Source organism: Mesorhizobium sp. WSM4311, from assembly GCF_002295115.1.
Classification (GTDB): Bacteria; Pseudomonadota; Alphaproteobacteria; order Rhizobiales; family Rhizobiaceae; genus Mesorhizobium.
Window position 1 is genome coordinate 1 of the sequence record NZ_NSFV01000034.1, and the last position, 18,834, is coordinate 18,834.

The 18,834-nt window shown below is 63.8% G+C and carries 19 protein-coding genes; 9 read left to right on the top strand and 10 right to left on the bottom strand.

The annotated features are described in order from the left end of the window. Window positions 1-122 precede the first annotated feature (122 nt). Complete coding sequence (locus tag CK226_RS34055; protein WP_095794105.1) at window positions 123-986, bottom strand: LysR substrate-binding domain-containing protein; 864 nt, start codon at window positions 984-986, stop codon at window positions 123-125. A 114-nt stretch (window positions 987-1,100) separates the two neighbouring features. Here CK226_RS34055 and CK226_RS34060 point away from each other — a divergent pair, with 114 nt between their 5' ends. The 4 genes from CK226_RS34060 to CK226_RS34075 all read left to right on the top strand — a co-directional run bounded on the left by CK226_RS34060 (window position 1,101) and on the right by CK226_RS34075 (window position 5,562). After that, a complete protein-coding gene (locus tag CK226_RS34060; RefSeq protein ID WP_095786468.1) occupies window positions 1,101-1,508 on the top strand; it encodes a 4-oxalocrotonate tautomerase family protein in 408 nt (135 codons plus the stop codon). Between the two features lie 137 nt (window positions 1,509-1,645). After that, on the top strand, window positions 1,646-3,868 hold the full coding sequence (locus CK226_RS34065; protein ID WP_095794106.1) for an AMP-binding protein: 2,223 nt from the start codon (window positions 1,646-1,648) through the stop codon (window positions 3,866-3,868). Window positions 3,869-4,056: 188 nt separating this feature from the next. Next, window positions 4,057-4,884 carry an NAD-dependent epimerase/dehydratase family protein gene (locus CK226_RS34070; protein ID WP_095794107.1) on the top strand — a complete coding sequence of 276 codons (828 nt, stop codon included), beginning with the start codon at window positions 4,057-4,059 and terminating at the stop codon, window positions 4,882-4,884. Between the two features lie 57 nt (window positions 4,885-4,941). Further along, window positions 4,942-5,562, top strand: coding sequence for a TetR/AcrR family transcriptional regulator (locus CK226_RS34075; RefSeq protein ID WP_179301189.1), 621 nt, complete (start codon window positions 4,942-4,944; stop codon window positions 5,560-5,562). A gap of 3 nt (window positions 5,563-5,565) precedes the next feature. Here the strand turns inward: CK226_RS34075 and CK226_RS34080 are convergent, their stop codons facing one another. Next, a complete protein-coding gene (locus CK226_RS34080; protein WP_032929550.1) occupies window positions 5,566-6,384 on the bottom strand; it encodes a phosphatidylcholine/phosphatidylserine synthase in 819 nt (272 codons plus the stop codon). Between the two features lie 3 nt (window positions 6,385-6,387). Beyond that, window positions 6,388-7,086, bottom strand: a complete 699-nt coding sequence (locus CK226_RS34085) for a phosphatidylserine decarboxylase (protein ID WP_095770693.1) — start codon at window positions 7,084-7,086, stop codon at window positions 6,388-6,390. Window positions 7,087-7,422: 336 nt separating this feature from the next. Between CK226_RS34085 and CK226_RS34090 the strand changes: the two genes are divergently transcribed. Next, complete coding sequence (locus CK226_RS34090) at window positions 7,423-8,286, top strand: SMP-30/gluconolactonase/LRE family protein (protein WP_095794109.1); 864 nt, start codon at window positions 7,423-7,425, stop codon at window positions 8,284-8,286. A gap of 22 nt (window positions 8,287-8,308) precedes the next feature. Here the strand turns inward: CK226_RS34090 and CK226_RS34095 are convergent, their stop codons facing one another. The 4 genes from CK226_RS34095 to CK226_RS34110 all read right to left on the bottom strand — a co-directional run bounded on the left by CK226_RS34095 (window position 8,309) and on the right by CK226_RS34110 (window position 12,097). Then, a complete protein-coding gene (locus tag CK226_RS34095; RefSeq protein ID WP_095770695.1) occupies window positions 8,309-8,656 on the bottom strand; it encodes an antibiotic biosynthesis monooxygenase in 348 nt (115 codons plus the stop codon). Window positions 8,657-8,744: 88 nt separating this feature from the next. Next, the gene (locus tag CK226_RS34100; protein WP_095770696.1) at window positions 8,745-10,628 is read right to left on the bottom strand and encodes an ABC transporter ATP-binding protein/permease; all 1,884 of its coding nucleotides are present in this window, start codon (window positions 10,626-10,628) and stop codon (window positions 8,745-8,747) included. A gap of 25 nt (window positions 10,629-10,653) precedes the next feature. After that, complete coding sequence (locus CK226_RS34105) at window positions 10,654-11,001, bottom strand: metalloregulator ArsR/SmtB family transcription factor (protein WP_095770697.1); 348 nt, start codon at window positions 10,999-11,001, stop codon at window positions 10,654-10,656. A gap of 163 nt (window positions 11,002-11,164) precedes the next feature. After that, entirely contained in the window at window positions 11,165-12,097 is a 933-nt protein-coding gene (locus tag CK226_RS34110; RefSeq protein ID WP_095794110.1) for a LysR family transcriptional regulator, read from the bottom strand. 93 nt (window positions 12,098-12,190) lie between these two features. Here CK226_RS34110 and CK226_RS34115 point away from each other — a divergent pair, with 93 nt between their 5' ends. Beyond that, window positions 12,191-12,988 (top strand): NAD(P)H-dependent oxidoreductase, encoded by a 798-nt coding sequence (locus CK226_RS34115; protein ID WP_095794111.1) that lies wholly within the window; start codon window positions 12,191-12,193, stop codon window positions 12,986-12,988. 13 nt (window positions 12,989-13,001) lie between these two features. On the opposite strand, the gene CK226_RS34120 is transcribed toward CK226_RS34115, so the two are convergent. Then, window positions 13,002-14,504 carry a LysM peptidoglycan-binding domain-containing protein gene (locus tag CK226_RS34120; protein ID WP_095794112.1) on the bottom strand — a complete coding sequence of 501 codons (1,503 nt, stop codon included), beginning with the start codon at window positions 14,502-14,504 and terminating at the stop codon, window positions 13,002-13,004. A 142-nt stretch (window positions 14,505-14,646) separates the two neighbouring features. Here CK226_RS34120 and CK226_RS34125 point away from each other — a divergent pair, with 142 nt between their 5' ends. Then, the gene (locus CK226_RS34125; RefSeq protein WP_095794113.1) at window positions 14,647-15,258 is read left to right on the top strand and encodes a TIGR00730 family Rossman fold protein; all 612 of its coding nucleotides are present in this window, start codon (window positions 14,647-14,649) and stop codon (window positions 15,256-15,258) included. 42 nt (window positions 15,259-15,300) lie between these two features. On the opposite strand, the gene CK226_RS34130 is transcribed toward CK226_RS34125, so the two are convergent. Continuing rightward, a complete protein-coding gene (locus CK226_RS34130; RefSeq protein ID WP_095770702.1) occupies window positions 15,301-16,191 on the bottom strand; it encodes a LysR substrate-binding domain-containing protein in 891 nt (296 codons plus the stop codon). A 109-nt stretch (window positions 16,192-16,300) separates the two neighbouring features. Here CK226_RS34130 and CK226_RS34135 point away from each other — a divergent pair, with 109 nt between their 5' ends. Both CK226_RS34135 and CK226_RS34140 read left to right on the top strand, forming a co-directional pair. Beyond that, window positions 16,301-16,591, top strand: a complete 291-nt coding sequence (locus tag CK226_RS34135; RefSeq protein ID WP_095770703.1) for a muconolactone Delta-isomerase family protein — start codon at window positions 16,301-16,303, stop codon at window positions 16,589-16,591. 174 nt (window positions 16,592-16,765) lie between these two features. Further along, window positions 16,766-17,761, top strand: a complete 996-nt coding sequence (locus tag CK226_RS34140; RefSeq protein WP_095770704.1) for a transporter — start codon at window positions 16,766-16,768, stop codon at window positions 17,759-17,761. Here the strand turns inward: CK226_RS34140 and rarD are convergent. Next, window positions 17,739-18,671 carry an EamA family transporter RarD gene (gene rarD / locus CK226_RS34145; protein ID WP_095794114.1) on the bottom strand — a complete coding sequence of 311 codons (933 nt, stop codon included), beginning with the start codon at window positions 18,669-18,671 and terminating at the stop codon, window positions 17,739-17,741. The genes CK226_RS34140 and rarD overlap by 23 nt on opposite strands. Between the last annotated feature and the right edge of the window lie 163 nt (window positions 18,672-18,834).

Sequence of the window (18,834 nt, forward strand, 5' to 3'; positions counted from 1 at the left end):
CCCCCCGAGTCCCCCCAAACCCCTCGGCCCGTCTTACTCCAAGCCGACCGCAAGGTCGGCTTTTTCTTTCTAAACAGGCCCGACCGCAGGTCGGCGTTTTCTTGCGATAGACTGGCGCCAAATCAGCCGGGCGGCTGGGACAGGGCCAGGTTGCCGCTGAGCAGCGCCGCCAGATCTCCCGCGGAAGCATCAGCATCGGCACGTAGCCGGATCGCGAATTCGGCCATCGGAACCGGCGGCAGGCCCAGCTCGCGCGGCGCTTCGACAATGCCGGAATGGGCAAAGCGCGGGGTTCGCAAGGTCAGCGCAACGCCGGCATTCACCGCGGTGCGCAGGCCGGCCAGGCTGGCGCTGCCGGCGGCGATGCGGTAGCGGCGGCCGGCCGCATCGAGCGCCGCCAGTGCGGCCTCGCGAAACCCGCAATGGGGATCGAGCAGCGCCAGCGGCAACTCTTCCTGCCGCCAGGCCAGCCCTTTCCCAGAACACAGCCACATCATCGGCTCACGCAGCACGCCGACCTCGTCCGGCGCGGCCGCCTGGCGCATGACAATCGCCAGATCGAGGCTGCCGGCCTGCAGCGCCTGCGTCAGTTCGGCGGAGCGGCCAACCCGCAATTCGATCCTGACGCGCGGATGGCTGGTGGCGAAGGCACGCAGCAGATCCGGCAGGCCGCTGTCGGCGAAATCCTGCGTCGTGCCGATGGCGACACGCCCGGCTGCCCGCGCCCCCTTCAGCGCCAGCCATGCCTCGCGGTGCGCGGCAAGAATGCGCCTTGCGTGGCCGACAAGGTCCTCCCCGGCCGGCGTCAGGCCGCGGCCCCTGCCCTGCGGCGCCAGCAGCGGCTCGCCGACGATCTCCTCCAGCCGCTGCATCTGGGCGGTCACCGCCGAAGGCGAACGGCCAACGCTGATAGCCGCCCGCGCCAGCGAACCGCTGTCGACGAAAGCGAGGAAGGTTTTGAGCAGATCCGGATCGAGTGCTTCCATAATTCGATAATATCGAATCTTCTGTTGAAAACAATTCGATTTTTTTGACTCAATGATGGTGGCATGGTCTGTCCAACGGCAATCAGACGCCGCTGGAAACCAAGGAGACGAAAAATGCCTATCATCAATATCAGCGTCACCGGCAAGCCGGACGCCGCCTTGTCCGCCAGCATCGCCAGGGAAATAACCGAGATCACCGCCACGCAATTGCGCAAGGATCCCACGATCACCGCCGTTGCCATGTCCTATGTCGATCCGCAGCACTGGTTCGCCGGCGGCAAGTCGCTGGCCGAGCATGGCACCAACACGTTCTGGCTGGATATCAAGGTGGTCGACGGCACCAACACCAAGCTCGAGCTGGAAGCCTATCTCAAGGCCCTCTTCGATGCCTTCGGCCGCCTGTTGGGCAGTGTGCACGAGGAAAGCTATGCCTTCGTGCATGAAGTTCCGGCAGCCGCCTATGGCTATGGCGGCAAGACGCAGGAGTTCCGTTTCATCAGCGGGCGGTTGAAGGCAGCGTAAGGGTCGTTCTTTCTCCCTCCGGGGGAGAAGCAACACCGTCTCTTCCCACATTGACCTAGCGCCCACTTGCGCTACCCTCTGCGCCGAGGCGGCCGCGGAAGAGCCGCGATGACAAAAGTCGTTGGGAGAGAAGCGGCATGATCCTGACACTGGCGCTGCTTGCGGGTCTCGTTCTGGCCTGGCTGCTGATCGGCGTGGTGGAGAAATTCCGCCTCGACCTGCGTTTCAGCAAGGCGATGCTCTACGTGCCGTTCAAGCTCGCCTACCGGATCAACGACAGCCGCATCAGGATCGCACGCAAGGCGCAGGCTCCCGTCATCTACGTCATCTCGCACCAGTCGCGCTTCGAACCAGCGCTGATGCTGTCGCTGCTGCCGGATGACACGCTGCACATTCTGGACGAGGTCTCGGCACGCTCGCCGTGGCTGGAACCCTGGCGTGAGCTTGGCCGAACGATCGCCTTCAATGCCGAACATCTTTTCGTCAGCCGCCGGCTGGTGCGTGTGCTGAAGGGCAAGGGCCGGCTCGCCGTCTATCTGCCGGACGCAGTCGAGCCTGACGTCAAGACGTTTCGGCTGTTTCGCGCCGTCACCCGCATTGCCATGCAGGCTGACGCCCGCATCGTGCCGATCTTTGTCGCCGGTGCCCGTAGCCTGCCTGTTTCCCTGACGCCGGCGGCCAAGGCCCCGCGGCACTGGTTTCCGCGGCTCTCGATCAGCGTACTGGAGCCGATGACCATCGCCGAACTGGTGGCACGCAATCCGGACCAGGCCTCGAACACCAATTCGCTGTTCGACCGCGTCGCCGAGGCCCGGCTTTTCGGCAACGACCTCGACCGCGGCCTGTTCCTGGCCATGCGCGATGCGGCAGCCAGGGTCGGCGCCTCGCATCCGATCATCGAGGACGTCATCTCGGGCGCACTGAGCTACCGCAAGATGTTCATCGGTGCCCGCGTGCTGGGCAGGCGCTTCGAGGCGGTGACGGCGCCAGGCGAAGCGGTGGGGATAATGCTGCCCAACGCCAATGGCGTCGTGCTGTCATTCGTCGGACTTCTGTCAGCGGGCCGGGTGGCGGCGATGATCAACTACACGGCCGGGCCGGCGAGCGTCACCGCTGCCGTGCGCACGGCCGTCATCCGCACCGTCATCTCATCGCGGGCCTTCGTCGAGAAGGCCGATCTCGCCGATATCGTCGCCGCGGTCGAAAAGGGCGGTGCCAGGCTGCTGTGGCTGGAAGATGTTCGGACCAGCGTCACCGCGCTGGACAAGCTTGCCGCCGCCTTGCTGTGGCGTTTGCCGCTGCAGCGCCAGGATGCGGCCAAGCCGGGCGTGATCCTGTTCACCTCCGGCTCCGAGGGCACGCCGAAGGCGGTTGTCCTGTCGCAAAAGAACCTTCTCGCCAATGCCATGCAGGCCGAGGCGCGCATCACCATCTCGCCGGCCGACATCCTGCTCAACGTGCTGCCGGTGTTCCATTCCTTCGGCCTGACGGGCGGCACCATCCTGCCGCTGGTCACCGGGGTAAAGCTGTTCCTCTATCCCTCGCCGCTCCATTACAAGATCATCCCGGAGATCGCCCGCAAGGTGAAGCCAACGATCATGTTCGGCACCGACACCTTCCTCGCCAACTATGCGCGCACCGCCAAGGACGGCGACTTCTCCAGCCTGCGCTTCGTCGTTGCCGGCGCCGAGGCTGTGAAGCCGGAAACCCGCCGCGTCTACCGCGAGCGCTTCCAGGCCGAGATCATCGAAGGGTTTGGGCTGACCGAGGCCGCGCCGGTGGTTGCCGTCAACACCGCCCTCCATGGGCGCGACGGTACGGTCGGGCGGCTGCTGCCGGCCATGCGCATGAAGCTGGAGCCGGTCGAGGGCATATCGGATGCCGGCCAGTTGTGGCTCGACGGACCGAACCTGATGATGGGTTACATGACATCAGACCGCCCCGGAGAGTTGCAGCCGCTGAGCGGCTGGCACGACACCGGCGACATCGTCGCCGTCGACCGCGAAGGCTTCATCACCATTCGCGGCCGCGCCAAGCGCTTCGCCAAGATCGCCGGCGAGATGGTGTCGCTGGGCGCGGTCGAGATGCTGGTGCAGTCGCTGTGGCCGGAAGAACGCCATGCGGCGGTGGCGGTGCCCGACAAGAGACGCGGCGAACGCATCGTGCTGGTCACCACCGCCGACGATGCCAATCCTGAAGAGCTGCGCCAGTTCGGCAAGAAGGCCGGGGCCGCCGAACTGATGGTGCCGAACGACATCGTCAAGGTGGAGGAAATCCCGGTGCTCGGTTCCGGCAAGACCGATTATGTCTCGACCAGAAAGCTGGCGATCGACAGGCTGGGGCGGGGCATCGCGGCGTAACGCCGCCAGATCCAACCAATCGTTTCACCTCAGGCAAGCCGGGATGATCGGCGAGATCCGGCAGGATTCACGCTTCTTCCATGCCTCGACACCCCTGAAGATGGCCCCTCGCCAAAGAATCGCCAAAGTGGTGAGTGACCATTCACTCTCCATCGGAGCAAGATTTCCAACCTGGAGGAAAGCTGCACATGGCAAAAATCCTTGTCACGGGAGGGACCGGACATCTCGGTCGCGATCTTGTGCCGGCGCTGTCCCAGGCCGGTCACGTCGTCAGATTGCTCGCCAGGAAGCCGATGAATGATCCCTCCCTGCAATGGGCCTTGGGCGACTTGGCAACCGGCGAAGGCATCGATGACGCGCTTGGCGGCATCGACACCGTGATCCATGCCGCAACCCTTTCGCCCATCGCCAGGCGCGGCATGAGGCCGATTGACTTCTTCTTCAGCCCGACAAGCGTCGATGTCGAAGGCACGCGGCGCTTGCTTGCAGCATCGCGTCGCGCCGGTATCGGCCACTTCATCTTCGTGTCGATCGTCGGCCTCGAATTCAGCAGCCTGCCCTATGCCCGAGCAAAGTTGGCGGGCGAACAGCTTGTGCGGGAGTGCCCGCTTGCGTGGTCAGTCATTCGCGCAACGCCATTCTACTACCTCTTGGAGCAGATGCTGGGTGGGCTGAAATGGCTGCCTGTCTGGCCGTTGCCAAATTCGCTCTCAAATCCCGTCGATACGCGAGATGTAGCCCGCTATCTGGCGGAGGCGGTGAATGACGGGAAGCGCGGGGTACGCCCTGCGATCGGCGGCCCGAATCTGATGCCCTTCTCGAGTTTCGCACGGCAATACTGCGATGCGCTCGGGCTCAGGCGGCTCGTCCTGCCACTGCCGGTCAGCCGCAAGATGAGCTTCAAAATGGGTTTGGTCGAAACCAATGAGCGGCTTGGTCAAAGGAACTGGAGGGCGTGGCTTTGCGAACGACACAAGCACGTGGCAGTCGATTCGCATCGCCAGGCCGCCGGCTAGCGCCGTTTGTGATTGTGCGCGTGGTGTTATTGTCCTCTGAGAATCCCCTACCTAGTCATGGAGCTGGGATCCGCTATGAAACCGCCATCAACTGGACGGGAACGCATTCTGCGTGAAGCCATCCGACTGTTTGCCGAGCGAGGCTACGACCGGACGAGCGTTCCCGACATTCAGGAGGCGGCAGGCCTGTCGCGCGGCTCCGGCGCACTCTATAAGCACTTCCCTTCAAAAGAGGACCTGCTTGCCACCGCGATCGATCAGTTTGTCGATACGGCACGGGAAGGCCGTGCCGAACTTGGCGAGACAACGCTTTCCATCGACGAAAGTTCGCGGCGCCTTGTGGAGCGCATGCTTGAAAAGCTCGGCGCCAACCGCGACGTGCTTCGGATCTTGTGGCGCGACCTGGAGCATTTCCCCGCGCTGAAAGCCTCCGCACGTGGCGAGATCATGCAAAGCACTTATCTTGCCGTCGCGGAATGGCTGCGGGAGCGCCAGCGTCAGGGCGAATTGCGCCCGCACGACAGCGAGGCGATCGCCGCCGTGATCGTCGGCAGCGTCGCCATGTTCCGGGTCTTCGAAGCGATCTGGGGTGAACGTGCAATCGAGATCAGCGATGAACGCTTTGCCTCCGCCTGGGGCGATCTGTTGCTTGGCGGCTTGCGACCTAGACCAGTCTAGCGATCAGCCTATGTCCGAAGGCGGTACCTTCTCGCCTTCGAGCTTGGCGCGCTTGGAATAGGCGCGCACGGAAAACGGCAGGAAGATCAGATAACCCGCGACCGATGCCGTCAGCGTGTACCAAGGATAGGTCATCAGCAAGAGGATGTAGAGCACGACGGCCAGAATGACCGGCAGCACCCTGTCGCCCGGGATCTTGATGCTCTTGCCGGAATAGACCGGCAGCCGGCTGACCAGAAGGAAGGCGACAAGAATGGTGAAGCCGGTGGCGACGAAGGCGGCTGGGCGGCTTGGCTCCAGCCCGAGCCTCAGGAAGAACAGATAGAGCGGCAGCATCACCAGCACCGCGCCCGCCGGCGCGGGCACGCCGACGAAATATTCCGACTGCCACAGGGGCCGCTCGGCCTTCTCGTCGTCGAGCACGTTGAAGCGGGCGAGCCTGAGCCCGCAGGCGATGGCGAACAGAAGGGCGGCTATCCAACCCGGCGAGCCGGCGCGATCGAGCAGGAAGGCATAGAGCACCAGAGCCGGCGCGACCCCGAAATTGACGATGTCGGCGAGCGAATCCATCTGCGCGCCGAATTTCGAAGTCGCCTTCAGCATGCGTGCGAGCCGGCCGTCGATGCCATCGAGAAAGGCAGCCAGCAGCACCATCACCACCGCTGTCTCGAAGCGGTCTTCGAAGGCAAAGCGGATGCCGGACAGGCCGGCGCAGATGGCAAGCACGGTGACCAGATTGGGCAGCACCATGCGCATCGGGATCTCGCGGATGCGCGGACCGCCGCTGGCATGGGCCTCGAACTTCTTGAACGGCGCGCCCAAGGCTCAGGAAATCCTGACGAGCGGGGTGCCGGCGACACCGCCGAATTCGGCGAGCACGGTTTCACCGCCGACCGCCGTCTGGCCAACGGCGACACGCGGCGTCGCGGCCAAAGGCAGGAAGACGTCGACGCGCGAACCGAAGCGGATCAGGCCGAAACGCTCGCCGGTGCCGATCGAGCCTCCGGCCTCGGCCCAGCAGACGATGCGGCGCGCCACCAGGCCGGCGATCTGGACGGCGGCCACCGTGCCGTTGGGGCTCTCGATGACCAGGCCGTTGCGCTCGTTCTCGGTGCTGGCCTTGTCGAGTTCGGCGTTGAGGAATTTTCCGGGCCGATGCTCGATCTTGGTTATGCGGCCGCGCACGGGCGCGCGGTTCACGTGGCAGGAAAAGACATTCATGAACACCGAGATGCGGGTCATCTCGACATTGCCGAGGCCAAGCTCGCGCGGCGGCACGGCCGGGCCGACCGCAGAAATGATGCCGTCGGCGGGGCTGACGACCAGGCGGTCGTCGACCGGCGTGACGCGCTCGGGATCGCGGAAGAAATAGACGCACCAGGCAGTCAGGATCAGGCCGATCCAGAACAGTATCGAGGAGAAATAGCCAAGGAAAAGTGTGCCCGCGCCAAAGGCCGCGATGAAGGGGTAGCCTTCACGATGGATCGGTACGAACGCGTTCTTGACCGTGTCGACAAGGCTCATGGGGTGGGGGCGGTCCCTGTTTCAGGTCCGGCCTCAATAGCCGAAACACCCCCTGCCCGCAACGCGACAATCGGCGACGCCACATTGGCTGCGGCTGGCGGGCGCGACGACGGGCTACAGCACGTGCGATATTGGCGGTGCGGTCAAGACCCGCGGGTCGATACCGACGACAACCGACAAGCCGCCGTCATGCGGTGCCAACGCCCTACCGGCAATGTTTCCTGAACGGAATAACAAGGCGGCTGTCGGAAAGAAGGCCCCTCGCCCGTCCTTGGGTGAGACAGCGTCCTTCCAAAGCCTTTTCAGCCATGATGACGCGCAACAAGGAGGTCCGTAATGCAGATGCAATCGGCCGCACCGGCGCGTCTCGTCATCGCCGGCCTTGCCTTCGGCGAATCCCCACGCTGGCATGACGGACGCCTTTGGGTCTGCAACTGGGGTACCGGCGAGATCATTGCGATGGATGCGCACGGCAATCGCGAAATCATGCTCACCGTGCCGGCCGTCCTGCCCTATTCAATCGACTGGCTGCCGGATGGACGCCTGCTTGTCGTCTCAGGCCGCGAAGGCTTGCTGTTGCGGCAGGAGGCTGATGGCAGGCTCGTCACCCATGCCGATCTGCGCGGTCTGTCGAAAAGCCCGTGGAACGAGATCGTCGTCGACGGGCGCGGCAACATCTATGTCAATGGCGGCGGCCCCGCGCCGGGTGCCGGTGAGCATTTCGGCCCAGGCACCATCGTGCTAATCACGCCGGATGGCGCGCTCCGCCAAGTGGCTGACGACATCGCCTTCGCCAACGGCATGGCGGTGACCCCGGACAACAAGACCCTGATCCTTGCCGAATCCCATGGCAACCGGCTGACCGCCTTCGACATCGCCGCCGACGGCAGCCTGTCCAACCGGCGCGACTGGGCCGACCTCGACGGTTATCCCGACGGTATCTGCCTCGATGCCGAAGGCGCGATCTGGTACGCGGATGTCCCCAACAAGCACTGCGTGCGGATGCGCGAGGGCGGCGAGGTGCTGCAGACCGTCACCGTCGATCGCGGCTGCTTCGCCTGCATGCTGGGCGGTGCGGACAGGAGGATGCTGTTCATCGTCGCTGCCGAGTGGCGCGGCTTCGAGCACATGGTCAGCGACGCACGCACCGGCCAGGTGCTCAGCGTGGAAGCGCCGGCACCCGGCGTCGGCTGGCCGTAAGCCTGGAGCAGTTCACGTTGCTCTATGCCTCGGGAATCCGCTGATAGTTGGCAATGTCGGCGCGCACCCCAAGCCGAGCGATCGTCTCCTGCGGATTGAAGGCGATGCGCTCGTGCGCGGCCTTGACGATCGGAACGACCTTGTCGACGGCGGCCTGGCTCTCCCATTCGACGATCGTCACCAGGTTGAATTCGCCCGGCCCCGAAAATTGTTCGAGCAGGAAATCCTGCACGAAACCCTGCTGCTGGCGCAGCAATTCGTGCGTCGTCCTGACCTTGACGAGGATCTCCTCGCGGGCGGCGGCCGGCACGACGAACTTGTCCACCCTGAACACGCTGCCGCCGTTAACGTTCTGATTTATGTCGTTCATTTCGATTGTTCCGTTCCTGGATGATGGTGTTTTCGGGGCTCCAGGAGCGGCGTACAATCTCAACTTAAGTTGAGGTCAAGCGGAAAAATCAATTTACCTCCGACGTCCGCCGGCGAACGATGACGCCGAACTCGTCGCCCTCGCGGGCAAGGCGCAGGCGCTCCTCGGCTTCGGTCGCCTCGCGCTGGCGGTCCCACATCGAGGCATAGAGGCCGTGCTTGCGCATCAACTCGACATGGGTGCCGCGTTCGGCGATCTGGCCGTCCTTGAGCACGATGATCTCATCGGCGGAAATCACCGTCGACAGACGGTGGGCAATCACAATGGTGGTGCGGCCCTTGCTGACGAGATCGAGCGCGGCCTGGATCTCCTGCTCGGTGTGGCTGTCCAGCGCCGAAGTCGCTTCGTCGAGCATCAGGATCGGCGGCGCCTTCAGGATGGTGCGGGCAATCGCGACGCGCTGCTTTTCGCCGCCGGAAAGCTTCAGCCCGCGCTCGCCAACCATCGACTTGTAGCCGTCTGGCAGCTTTTCGATGAACGGCCCGATCTGGGCGAGTTCGGCGGCCTTGCGGACTTCCTCCTCGCTCGCGCCGACGCGGCCGTAGCGGATGTTGTAGGCGATGGTGTCGTTGAACAGCACCGTGTCCTGCGGCACCATGCCGAGCATCGCGCGCAGGCTGTCCTGGGTGACATCCCGGATGTCCTGGCCGTCGATCAGCACCTGGCCGGCCTGCACGTCATAGAAGCGGAACAGCAGCCGCGAGATGGTCGACTTGCCGGCGCCCGACGGCCCGACAATGGCGACCGTCTTGCCGGCCGGCACGTCGAAGGAAACACCCTTCAGTATCTTGCGATTGGGATCATAGGAGAAATGCACGTCGCGGAACTCGACCTTGCCCGCGCCGACGGTGAGCGGCTTGGCGTCCGGCTTGTCGACAATCTCCTGCGGCACGTCGAGCAGGTCGAACATGTGCTCAATATCGGTAAGGCCCTGGCGAATTTCACGGTAGATGAAGCCGATGAAGTTGAGCGGCACGGAAAGCTGCACCAGCATGGCGTTGATGAAGACGAAATCGCCGACGGTCTGCGTGTGGGCCTGCACCTCCAGCGCCGACATGCACATGACGACGACCGTGCCGAGGCCGAAGATGACGCCCTGGCCAAAATTCAGCCAGCCGAGCGAAGTCCAGGTCTTGGTGGCGGCGACCTCGTAGCGCGCCATCGAACGGTCGAAGCGGTCGGCTTCCATGCGCTCATTGGTGAAGTATTTGACCGTCTCGAAATTGAGCAGCGAGTCGATCGCCTTGGTGTTGGCGTCGGTGTCGCTGTCGTTCATGTCGCGACGGATCGAGATGCGCCAGTCGCTCGCCTTGACTGTGAACCAGACATAGAGCCAGACGGTGATCGCCACCACGGCCACATATTTCCAGCCATAGGTAAAACCGAATATGCCGGCGGTCAGCGCGAATTCGAGGATGGTCGGCGCCGTGTTGAGCATGATGAAGCGCACGATCGTCTCGATACCCTTGGTGCCGCGCTCGATGATGCGCGACAGACCGCCGGTGCGGCGCTCCAGGTGGAAGCGCAGCGACAGCTGGTGCATGTGGACGAAGGTGCGGAACGCAAGCTGGCGCACGGCATGCTGGCCAACGCGGGCAAACAACGCGTCGCGCAACTGGTTGAAGCCGAGTTGAACCAGCCTCAGCACATTGTAGGCGACGACCAGCATCACCGGGGCGAGCATGAAAGACGGCAGCGGCGGCGGCGTCTTGAAGCCGCCAGCCAGCGCATCGGTTGCCCATTTGAAGAAATAGGGACCGGCCACCAGCGTTAGCTTGGCGACGACCAGCAGCAGCGTAGCCCAGGTGACACGCGCCCTGAGATCGGCGCGGTCGGCCGGCCACATATAGGGCCACAAATTGCGCAATGTCGTGAGCGTTGAGGTGTCGGCGGAGACGGTTTTTTCGACCACTTTTCTTGCCTTTTGGGTGAGAGGGTCAGCGGCCGGAGCAGCAGGAATTGACGAGGGCGTTCAGCGATGCCGATACATCGGCAAGGGCTACGCGATCAACGGCATAGCGCGAGCGCTGGCGGTCGGGCTCGAAGCGGACCAGACCGGCCTCGACCAGTATTTTCAGATGCTGCGACACGGTGGACTGCGCCAGATCGAAACGGTCGACGACCTCGCGACAGCAGCAGGAATTGCTGGCCGAGAGGTGCTTCAGTATCTCAATGCGCGCCGGATGCGACAACGCCGCAAATTGCGCCGCAACAGCGTGGCTATCCGAGCTGCGGTTGGGTGGAGCGCCGGCAGCGCGATCTGTTTCAAGGGCGGATTCGGTCATCGTTCATCGGCGATAGACGATGGACGGCACCGCCGCAAGCTACTCTTCCGGGCAGATCGAACGGCGGCAAAAGCGCAGAACCGGATTCATGCGACGCGCTTTAGGTCTTTGTTTCCATGCATGTCGTCCCCCAAAAATCGAGGTAACTCTTGGGCAGCATGCATCAATGCTCCGAGATGGATTTCTCGATCCCTGGAATAGCGGCGATCTGTTCCGCCAGAAATTCGACCAGCAGACGGACCCTTGCGACGCCTGCGCGCTCCGGGACAATCAACATGTTCAGCGGGACGGATGGCAGCGAATAATCCGCCAGTATCGTCTCGAGCAAGCCCGCCGCCAGGAGATCGTCCACAAGCCATCGATGCGCCGGCGCGATCCCGCGAGCAGCGATCATGGCCTGCCGCGCGGCAAGTCCATGATCGATCCGCAACCGCCCCGCGAAAGGCACCGTGTGGCGTTCGCCGCCGGCGCCCTGCAAAGCGAGCGTTTCGCTGCCCGCCACGTTCGACATCCGGATGCCCTCATGCCGGGACAGATCCGAAGGGACGACGGGCCGTCCCCGCGCCGCCAGATAATCCGGAGACGCCACGAGCAGACGCCGCGACTGGCCGAGGGCCCGCAGCTTGAACGAGCTGTCCGTGAGCGGCCCCAGCCGGACGGCGATATCGACACCCTCGCGGACGAGGTCCACCCGCTCATCCGTGAGGCTGAGGTCAATCCCGATGTCGGGATGACGGTCCTGAAAAGCGAAGATCAGGCGGCTGACGTGCAAGACACCGAAAGCTGCCGTGCAGCTTATCCGGATCGTGCCGGCGGGCGCGCCACGCGTGCCCCGGGCCTCATCGCTGGCCTGTTCGACGAGGCGCAGGATCTGAACGCTATTGGCATAATAGCGGCTGCCTTCGGCGGTCATCGTGACCCGCCGGGTCGTCCTGCTAAGCAAAGGCACGCCGACAGCTTCTTCCAGTTCCCGCACATGCCGCGTGATCGTTGATTGCCCGACACCAAATTCCCGCGCGACGGCCGACAGGCTGCCACGCTCGGCCACGCGAATGAAGGTGCGCATGCGCTCGAATGTAATGTCTGACTTATCCATTATCCGGCACAATATTATGCATTATATGCATATAGTGGATTGAACGGCCATTGGCTACCTTGCCGTCAGTTTCCTCAATAGTGGATCTGACCCATGAAAGTTCTGCTCGTCTTCGCTCACCCTGAATCACGCTCGCTGAGCGGCGCCCTTCGTGACGTCGCCACAAGGGAACTCGAGGCTCAGGGGCATGAGGTGCGCGTATCGGACCTGTACGCCGATGGCTGGAAATCCGAAGTCGATCGCGCCGACTTCCCGTCGCTTGAACCCGATGCGCGGCTCATCCCGGTCGCGGCTTCCAAGAAGAGTTTCGAGGCCAACACGCTAACCGCAGATGTGCAGGCCGAGATCGAGAAGCTGCTGTGGGCCGACACCTTGATCCTGCAGTTCCCGCTCTGGTGGTTCGCCATGCCGGCAATCCTCAAGGGCTGGGTCGACCGTGTGTTCGCCTACGGATTCGCCTATGGTGTTGGTGAGCATAGTGATCGGCGCTGGGGCGATCGCTATGGCGAGGGCACCCTTGTCGGGAAACGCGCTATGTTGATCGTGACAGCCGGGGGCTGGGAGGAACACTACACGCCACGCGGGATCAACGGCCCCATCGACGACCTGCTGTTCCCGATCAATCACGGGATCCTCTATTACCCCGGATACGACGTGCTTCCGCCGTTCGTGGTCTACAAGGTCGATCGTCTCGACGAGACCGGCTTCCAACCCGTGGCTGAACAGCTGCGTGAGAGGATGCGGACGCTGCCGACGACGACACCCATCCCATACCGTCGGCAAAATGGCGGAGATTATCTCATTCCGAGCATGAATCTCCGCCCTGAGCTGGGCGATCCCGGGGCAAACGGTTTCGCCCTTCACTCCAACCAAGCAGGCGATGCCAGTTGATCGATGTAGGCTTCTACTGCGCCTTGGTCGGCGCCGTCGTCGCCTGCTCGCCCATTGCCTTGAGGTCGGCGGCTTCGCCTTCCTTGGACTTTTCCGGGACCTTGAACACCTGGCCGGGCCAGATGTGGTCGGGATCCCTGATCTGGTCCTGATTGGCGAGGTAGATGGTGGAATAGCGCACGCCGTGGCCGTAGACGCGTCGCGAAATCCGCCACAGCGTGTCGTTGCGGCGGATAATCACGGCGCCGTCGGCATGTTCGAGCTTGGGCGCCACGGCCTCCGGCACGTCGCTTGGCGGCGTGGTGGCAGCGACAACGGCCGGAGCCTCCGCAGCCGGCGCTGCCGGTGCGGCAGGAGCCGGAGCGGCGGGTGCTTCGGCGGCTGCCGATGCGGCAGGCTTGGTCTCAGCTGGCTTGGCATCCGCCGGCTTGGTCCCGGCAGGCGCCACGGCGGCAACCGCTTCGCCCGGCTCGCGCTCGAACGGCACCGCGGCGCGGGCCACGACCTTCACGCCGTCGGCATCGAGGCCGTCGACATGGATGGTGTAGCTGCCGACCGGAATGTCGCGCGTCGCTTCGACAAGGAAATGACCGTCCGGCGATGTCAGCGCGTCACCGAGCAGGATGTCGTTGGCGTAGGCGCGCACCTTGCGGCCTGGGTCGGCGAGGCCGGCGACGAAGATCTTGTTGCCGTCGATCTCGACCGCCTCGACGACGATCTTGGGTTCGGCCACCGCGGCTGGCGGTGTTGCCGGCGCGGCACCGGCGACGGCCGGGGCCGGTGCAGCGGGCGCCGGAGCAGCAGTTGCGGGCGCTTGAGCGGCCGGCGCCGGAGCAGCAGCCTGGTCGCCGGTGGCAGGTGCTGCCGGTTTGGTCCCTGGCGCCGGGACCGTCAGCAGTTCGGCCGGCTTGCCTGGCTCTTCGACCATGGCCAGCACCTGGCCGGCGGCTTCCTTGGGAACCGAAACGACAGCGGTCTGCACCGAGACGGTCACGACGGTGCCGACGGTCGAATGCAAGGCAATCGTATAGTCACCAGGCTTCAGCGGGTCGTCGAGCACGATGACAAAGGCGCCATCGGGATCCGCCACGGTCGAGCCAAGCACCGTCGTGCCGCTCAGGATCTCGACCTTTGAATTGGGCGCTGCATTGCCGGCAATGACGATCGAGCCGTTGCCCTCGACGCGCACGACATCGAAAGTCGGCGAGATCGGGCCGGCTGCCACGGGTGCGGCCGGTGCAGGCGCTGCCGGAGCCGTAGCCTCTGTCGCGGGTGCGGCTGGAGCAGTCGCCTGTGGTGCTGCGGCGGGAGCAGCCGGCACCGCCGGCGCCGGCAGTCGCCCTTCCGTGCCGGGATCAGCCGGTTTCGGCGCCTCGGGCGGCGCCAAGGCCGCGACCTTCGCCGGCGGCGTTGGATGAAGATACGGGTCGAGTGCGCCCGATACATAGGCGGTTCCCGCGGCCGCGACGGTCCCACCCGCCGCGAACAGGAATGCCTTCAGTGGATTAATTGCCATATTTCCCTACCCCTTAGCCACCTAATGCCGGTCTAGCGTGTTTTGCCAATGCCGACAAGAAAAACGGGCCGTCAAGAAAAACCTCGGCTTGTCAACCCTTGGGGCTTGACCACGCATTCAGACCCAATCACCAATCATCCGCATGAACACGATTCGATCCGTCTGCGTCTATTGCGGCTCGTCTCCCGGCCGCGATGAAATCTATGCCAAGGCCGGGCACCTGCTTGGACGCTCGATTGCCAAAGCGGGCCTGCGGCTGGTCTATGGCGGCGGCACCAAAGGCATTATGGGCGCCGTCGCCGAAGGCGCGCTCAAGGCCGGCGGCAAGGTGACCGGCATCATTCCCCGCTTCCTGATCAACAGGGAAGCAACCGAAACCGCGCTAGACCGGCTCGACGAGTTGCTGATCACCGACAACATGCACGAGCGCAAGCACAAGATGTTCGAGAAATCCGACGCCTTTGTGGCGCTGCCGGGCGGCATCGGCACAGTCGAGGAAATCGTCGAGATCATGACCTGGGCGCAACTCGGCCATCACCGCAAGCCGATCGTCTTCGGCAATATCAACGGATTCTGGGACCCGATGACGGCGTTGCTTGAACACATGACGGCAGAGGGCTTCATCCACACCGCGCAACGGGTCAAGCCGCTGGTCGTCAACGACCCGGAGGCCATCGTCCCCGCCATCATGGTGGCAGGCTCCTCCGTCGACGCCCCGACCGAGGGCGTGCAGTCGGTGATCGACAAGATGTAGGGAATAGGCAGTGGGAAATTGGGCCTGCCTACCGCCTACCGCCTACCGCCTACCGCCTACTGCCTTCCGCAAATCCCCAATCACCGCGCGCTCGTCCTGCCGGCGCCAGGCGAGATAAATCGCCACGCTGCGCTTGAACCAGGGCAGGTCGCGGAAGACTATTCCCGGCGGCGCGGCGCTTCGCAGGCTTTCCTGCACCGTCGCCAGGCCCAGCCCGGCGCTGACCAAGCCGAGTGAGGTCAAGGGATCGGCGGTCTCATAGGCGATGTCGGGTACGAAGCCAGCCTCGATGCAAGCGGCCAGGAACTGACCGCGGTTGGTGTCGGCGGGCTGGCGCACCACGGTGATCCACGGGCGGCCGTCGAGATGATGCGGGCCGATGTCGGCGACAGCCGTAAGCGCATCGCCATCGGGTATCGCCAGCACCAGCGGCTCGCGGCGGACCAGCATCGAGGCAATTTCGGGATAGTCGGCCGACGGCGGCGAATAGACCAGGCCGAGATCGAGCGTACGCTGGCGCAGACCTTCCAACTGCGCGGCAGAGCGCAGGCTCATCAGGCTGAGATGCAATTGCGGTCGCTCGCGGCGGAATTGCCTGAGCATGCCGGCGACCAGGCCTGCATGCACGGCGCCCTCGACATAGCCGATGGCGAGACGGCCGACCGCGCCGCTGGCGAGGCTGCGGCCGAACTCCTCCACGCGCCGCGCATTGGCAATCAGAGCGCGGGCCTCGGTCAGGAAGGCGCGGCCCTCCGCATTGAGATGAACCCGCTGCTTTGCCCGTTCGAACAGAGTGACGCCCAGTTGCTCCTCGAGCTGTATGATCTGCCTGCTGAGTGGCGATTGCGAGATGTGCAGGATTTCAGCGGCGCGACCGACATTGCCGGTTTCGGCGACGGTGATGAAGTAGCGGAGCTGGCGCAGGTCGAACACTTTTTCTCCGAGCTTTACGACCTCAAAGGTCTCAACTTTATCCTAATCAGTCTTGGACAGTCTGACTAGTCAAAGGAATAGTCGGTCATCCCAACCGAAGGAGACCGACATGCAGTTCTTTGCCCTTCTCACCCGTAACACCGCAAAGTTTGGCGACGCCGACTTTGTACCGCTTCTGCCCGGCGAGGCCGAGCAGCGCCGCACGCTCTACGCCGAAGGCGCGGTGCGCCAGGTCTGGAACCGCGGCGACATCCCCGGCAGCGGCATGATGTTCGAGGCGGCCGACGACGCCGAAGTGCGCGGCCACCTCGCCACCTTGCCGCTGATCAAGGCAGGCATGATGGAGATCGCCGCCATCGTGCCGCTTAACCCCTACCCCGGGTTTGGGCCGAAGCGCTGAGTTACCCCGATCGCGATGCGGTGGCGGTGAAGGCGCCGTCACCGCGCTCCTGCTCGACACACCGAGATCGGCAGATGTCAAGAAACTGTCACACGAAACCGGCTTCCCGCATGCTAAGACCTTGCAGTGAGCCGCTTGCGCGGTTCGTTGCTTGGACCATCTGGAGAAGCGACAGTGAACATCGCCCTCCCCGCCGAAGGCACCGATCTTTCACCCTATTTGCCTGATGAACACGGGTTGTTCTTCATCTACCATTTCACCGCTGAAGGCGTGCGCACCAAGGATCCGGCGCAAGCCCACTGGACCTGGCGCAGCTACCAGATCACCGACCTCCACGCACGCCAGGAAATCGGCGCCGAGTTGGCCCTGCCGGCCCCGGCGCGCGACGCATTCCTCGCCCCCAGCCATGGCTGCCACATCGATTATGAGGATGGCTGGCTCTATGGCGATCTGCCGGACCTCAAGCATGACTTCTCGGAGGCGCGCGGGCTCGTCCATTTCCGCTTCGCCTTCAACGACACGATGTTGATCGGCGCCCGCAAACAGCCGCTGGAGTCGGTCGACGCCGTCCGCAAGGCGGTGGAGAACGGATCGCGGAAATTCCGCTCGCCATCGGACCTGATCGAGGCGGTCATGGGCCAGTCGCTCGACGGCATGTCGGGCGAGCTCGGCAAGCTTGGCGATGCGCTCGACGGCATAGAGGATCGCGTCGTGCGCGATGCATGGCACAATGAACGCCAGGCGCTGGTCGAGGCGCGCCGGCAACTGGTGGTGATCCACCGCCAGATGGCGACGCTCACCAACCTGTTCCGGCATCTCGACCATTCGCATCGCGACGAGCTGCCTGATCTGATCAATGATATGGCGGCCAGACTCTCGCACCGGGCCCTCACCCTCTATAATGACGGCGAGCAGTTGCAGGCACGCACAAGGTTGTTGCAGGACGAGCTGATGGCGAAACTGACCATGCAGTCGAACCAGCTTCTCTACATTCTCTCCGTCATGACGGCGGTGCTGTTGCCGATGACCATCATCTCAGGCCTGTTCGGCATGAATGTCGGCGGTTTGCCCCTGGTCGACACGCCGATGGGCTTCTGGGTGGTGACGGCGGTTTCGCTACTGATCGCCGGCGTGACGTACCTGTTCGTCAGACGGCTCGGACAGATGTAGCCGCCGCCCGTCGCGCCCTGACCAGCATCGACCAGGAATACATCGCCAGCGCCGTCCAGATCAGGGCAAAGGCAATGGCTTGTGCCGTGCCGAACGGCTCGTCGAAGATCAGAACCGCGATCAGGAAAACCATGGTCGGCGCGATGTATTGCATGATGCCGATGGTCGAGAGGCGCAAAAGCTTGGCGCCGAACGCAAACAAAAGCAGCGGCACCGACGTGACCGGACCGCAGCCCATCAGCAACGCCGTGTCGGTGCCGGTGCTCGACACGATGTGGTCCTGTCCCGTCGCGATCAGGTAGACGATATAGCCGAGAGCCGGCACGGACAGCAAAAGCACTTCGAGCAGAAAGCCCTGGCTTGGCCCGATCGGCAGCGTCTTGCGGAAGAAGCCGTAGGCGGCGAAGGAAAACGCCAGCGCCAGCGACACCCAGGGCAGCTTGCCGCCCTCGATTGTCAGCACCGTGACGGCGACCGTCGCCAGCACCACCGCCGCGATCTGCAGACGGTCGAGCCGCTCGCCAAGCAGCAGCGCACCGACGACGACGCTGACCAGCGGGTTGATGTAATAGCCAAGCGCGGTCTCGACGGTGCGGTCGACCGCGATCGCCCAGACATAGATGCCCCAGTTGACCGAAATCAACGCCGCCGTCAGCGCCGCCATGGCAATGGTGCGGGGCGACCGAATTGCCGCCTTGAAGTCCGCCGTGCGGCCGGCCCAGACCAGGACCGCAGCGGCGATCGGCACGGACCAGACGATGCGGTGGGCGATCACCTCGGCAAGCGGCAGGTGCGCCACGGCCTTCATGTAGAAAGGCAGCAACCCCCACAAGAGATAGGCGCCCAGCGCCAGCAGGAAGCCGCGACGGGCCTTTGATCCCGTGTCCAGGGTAATTGCTTCAGTGACCATGGCCCAACGCTATGGCCCAGTAACCTTGGCAAGACCATCGCAAAGTTCTGATGGATCAATGGACTTTCGCTGATGGTTCAAACCACCTATCCATCGCCACCATTGCTCTACGAATTTCTTGGGGGAAATCGTTCCTCTTTGATCAACCGATCAGGCGGAGGAG

Excerpts from the sequence above, each read along its gene's own strand:
- CK226_RS34060 (WP_095786468.1), top strand. The coding sequence starts at position 1,101 with ATGCCTATCATCAATATCAGCGTCACCGGCAAGCCGGACGCCGCCTTG.
- CK226_RS34115 (WP_095794111.1), top strand. The coding sequence starts at position 12,191 with ATGAAAGTTCTGCTCGTCTTCGCTCACCCTGAATCACGCTCGCTGAGC.
- CK226_RS34120 (WP_095794112.1), bottom strand. The coding sequence starts at position 14,504 with ATGGCAATTAATCCACTGAAGGCATTCCTGTTCGCGGCGGGTGGGACC.
- CK226_RS34055 (WP_095794105.1), bottom strand. The coding sequence starts at position 986 with ATGGAAGCACTCGATCCGGATCTGCTCAAAACCTTCCTCGCTTTCGTC.
- CK226_RS34105 (WP_095770697.1), bottom strand. The coding sequence starts at position 11,001 with ATGACCGAATCCGCCCTTGAAACAGATCGCGCTGCCGGCGCTCCACCC.
- CK226_RS34125 (WP_095794113.1), top strand. The coding sequence starts at position 14,647 with ATGAACACGATTCGATCCGTCTGCGTCTATTGCGGCTCGTCTCCCGGC.
- CK226_RS34070 (WP_095794107.1), top strand. The coding sequence starts at position 4,057 with ATGGCAAAAATCCTTGTCACGGGAGGGACCGGACATCTCGGTCGCGAT.
- CK226_RS34110 (WP_095794110.1), bottom strand. The coding sequence starts at position 12,097 with ATGGATAAGTCAGACATTACATTCGAGCGCATGCGCACCTTCATTCGC.
- CK226_RS34085 (WP_095770693.1), bottom strand. The coding sequence starts at position 7,086 with ATGAGCCTTGTCGACACGGTCAAGAACGCGTTCGTACCGATCCATCGT.
- CK226_RS34135 (WP_095770703.1), top strand. The coding sequence starts at position 16,301 with ATGCAGTTCTTTGCCCTTCTCACCCGTAACACCGCAAAGTTTGGCGAC.
- CK226_RS34090 (WP_095794109.1), top strand. The coding sequence starts at position 7,423 with ATGCAGATGCAATCGGCCGCACCGGCGCGTCTCGTCATCGCCGGCCTT.
- CK226_RS34065 (WP_095794106.1), top strand. The coding sequence starts at position 1,646 with ATGATCCTGACACTGGCGCTGCTTGCGGGTCTCGTTCTGGCCTGGCTG.
- rarD (WP_095794114.1), bottom strand. The coding sequence starts at position 18,671 with ATGGTCACTGAAGCAATTACCCTGGACACGGGATCAAAGGCCCGTCGC.
- CK226_RS34075 (WP_179301189.1), top strand. The coding sequence starts at position 4,942 with ATGGAGCTGGGATCCGCTATGAAACCGCCATCAACTGGACGGGAACGC.
- CK226_RS34095 (WP_095770695.1), bottom strand. The coding sequence starts at position 8,656 with ATGAACGACATAAATCAGAACGTTAACGGCGGCAGCGTGTTCAGGGTG.